We start from the raw sequence: 2,913 nt of genomic DNA, 5'->3' as shown, positions 1-2,913 counted from the left end.
TATGCGATGTTCATGCCAATCTCCTGCATGGTACGGCGCAGCGAGGGGATGCCGTACAGGTGCTGGATGAACACAATTTTGAACAATACCACCGGGTCAATGCTGGGACGGCCGTTGTCACGGCTGTAAAGCGCATCCACCAAGTCGTACAGATGCGTAAAATCCACCGCGCTGTCAATCTGCCGCAGCAGATGCTCCGATGGAACCAGCTCCTCCAAACATAGGATTTCTACTACATTTCTGCGCAATTCCTGCTCTTTTGCTAGCACACGCCGTCCCTCCCCAGTCTTTTCTTATCTTTATTTTACCACACATACGCAAAAAAGCCCAGTGTATACTGGACTTTTTCGACAGGCTGAAACGGCAATGGAGCATTCCATTGCCGTTTTTCGTTTATCTGTATATCTTGCTACTCCTGTTCTTCTGCCGCACGCTCTTTTTCCGAAATCTTGTAAGCCAGTGTCATCAAAGAATCGCTCAAGTGAACATTCACCATGGCGATATGATCCGGCACCTTTAAATCCAGATAGGAAAAATTCCATATGCCTTTGATATCCGACTGATAAATAATATCAATCACCTTTTCCACAGCCACACCCGGGATTGCCAGCATGACAATATCCACCTTGTGTTCACTGAGATAAACGCTTAGCTGTTTCACATCGGAAACCGGAATGTTTTTAATTTTCTTGCCGATGATTTCCGGATTGTTGTCAAAGACAGCCGTCATATGAAACCCGCGCTTTTCAAAGTTTGCATAGTTTGCGATTGCATGCCCCAGATTCCCGGCGCCGATCAGGATACAGTTCAGTTCCCGGTTCAGGCCAAGAATATTTCCGATTTCATGATACAAGAATTCAACCGTATAGCCGTATCCCTGCTGTCCAAATCCGCCGAAACAGTTTAAATCCTGCCGAATCTGAGACGCGGTAAGCCCCATCATGGAACTCAGTTCCCCTGAGGACACCCGGGTGACGCCTTTTGCCTGCAGATCACCAAGATAACGGTAGTATCTGGGAAGCCGTTTGATCACCGCTTCCGATACGCGTTTGCCTTTCGCCATTTTTCATCCCACCATTACATTTTTGAAATAGTGTCCATCACGTAGTCTGCGAACTCTGCGCAAGTTGCTCCGGTATCGCGTCCGGTGATTGCCAGTTTCTTTTCTTCATACATACAGATGTCCAGAGCTCTTTCCAGCTTCTTTGCTTCCGCCTGATAACCGATATGGTCGAGCAGCATTACCGTGGCACGAAGCATACTGCACGGATCCGCATAAATATCTCTGCCCTCTGTCACCATTCTGGGTGCGGAGCCATGAATCGCTTCAAACATCGAATAGCGCTTCCCAAGGTTTGCGCTTCCGGCTGTGCCGACGCCGCCCTGGAATTCAGCCGCTTCATCCGTCAGAATATCTCCGTACAGGTTGGGGAGAATCAGAACCTGGAACTGCTGTCTGCGCTTTTCATCCACCAGTTTTGCGGTCATGATGTCGATATACCAGTCATCCACCTCGATGCCCGGGTATTCCTTCGCCATGTCATAGCACAGCTTTAAGAATTTGCCGTCCGTTGTCTTTACAACGTTTGCCTTCGTAACAATGGTGACGCGTTTTTTTCCGTTATTTTTGGCATATTCAAATGCTGCTCTCGCAATCCGCTCAGTCCCCTCTGTGGTTGTCACGCAGAAATCAATTGCCAGATCATCGTTCACATGTACGCCTTTTGAACCGACTGCATAGGAGCCTTCGGTATTTTCACGGAAGAAGGTCCAATCGATGCCTTTTTCAGGAACCTTAACCGGACGCACGTTTGCGAACAGGTCCAGTTCCTTTCTCATCGCCACATTGGCGGACTCCACATTCGGCCAGGGATCCCCGGCGCGGGGCGTGGTGGTTGGGCCTTTTAAGATAACATGGCATTTCTTCAATTCCGCCAGCGCACTGTCCGGAATGGCTTTTCCAACCTCAGCGCGTTTTTCTATTGTCAGATCTTCAATGACGTTGAATTTAATTTTTCCCTTTGCTTCCTCTTCTTTCAGAAGGAATTGAAGTACTCTCTGCGCTTCGCCGGTGATTCTCGGGCCGATGCCGTCGCCGCCGCAGATGCCAATCACAATCGTATCCAGTTCCTTATAGTCGATGAAATCTTTCTCCTGTTTCATCTTTTCCACTCTTTTTAACTGTTCTTCAATCAAAAGAGCAAATTTATCCGCTGCACTCTTCACAATGTTATCCATCTTTGTCCTCCTTGTTAAAAATTAATCAATTCTATTATAATCGATTGCCGCTCCGAACGCAAGTTTTTCGTAAAATTTTTCTCTGAAACGCAAATCACCGAAATCGGAACATAACGCACAATGGCGCCGAAGGGTTTTCCGTACATCCCTTTGGCGCCATCTTTTCTCTCTATTTTGTGAGATCAATCGTTTTGATTTGGCCATAAACCGTGCTTTCCGTCCCATCCGACGACTGATAAATAACATAGGTTCTTGTATAATAAGCTGTATTGCTAAGCAGGCTCCCCTTGATTTCGATACCATAGTGACCGTTCATGCTTAGCTCTTTTTCTGCTTTCAGCTTATAGCAGCCGTCCGCTCCGATTCTGAGCGTTTCCTCTGTGTTTGCGGCTGCGGAATAAACAATCCCATATTCTTTTACTGTCGTTTTGTTGCCAGGCATAACCGTTCCGAATGTATAGCTGCTTTCTTTACTGTCCGGAATAAAAGTGCTTTGGAAGGTCGTGACAGAGGGTGCCGTCTCCTCCCCGGTTTTCACTGACGTCTTCAAAAGAGCAGTCCCCAACCCGTCAAAATAGTACAGGTTTCCCTCAGAGGACAAGGCCAGCGCCCCGACGCTGAAATTCCGGATCTGTTTGACCTCCCCGGTCTCCCAGTCCACCGCGGAAAGCTCAC

The 2,913-nt window shown here is 47.8% G+C and carries 4 protein-coding genes; all 4 read right to left on the bottom strand.

Annotated features, from left to right (window positions below):
* Window positions 1-269 (bottom strand): transposase (locus KQI32_RS13065; protein WP_216423449.1); only part of this gene is annotated, 269 nt, incomplete at its 3' end.
* 140 nt (window positions 270-409) lie between these two features.
* A complete protein-coding gene (locus tag KQI32_RS13060) occupies window positions 410-1,063 on the bottom strand; it encodes a redox-sensing transcriptional repressor Rex (RefSeq protein ID WP_216426048.1) in 654 nt (217 codons plus the stop codon).
* Window positions 1,064-1,077: 14 nt separating this feature from the next.
* On the bottom strand, window positions 1,078-2,238 hold the full coding sequence (locus KQI32_RS13055; protein ID WP_216426046.1) for an isocitrate/isopropylmalate family dehydrogenase: 1,161 nt from the start codon (window positions 2,236-2,238) through the stop codon (window positions 1,078-1,080).
* Window positions 2,239-2,407: 169 nt separating this feature from the next.
* Window positions 2,408-2,913: hypothetical protein (locus KQI32_RS13050; RefSeq protein WP_216426044.1), on the bottom strand; the 506-nt coding region annotated here is incomplete at its 5' end.

It is taken from the genome of Acetivibrio sp. MSJd-27 (genome assembly GCF_018918095.1).
In the GTDB taxonomy this organism is placed as follows: domain Bacteria; phylum Bacillota; class Clostridia; order UMGS1840; family HGM11507; genus HGM11507.
Note: the sequence above shows the minus strand (reverse complement) of the source record. Positions and strands in the feature narration are given on the sequence as shown.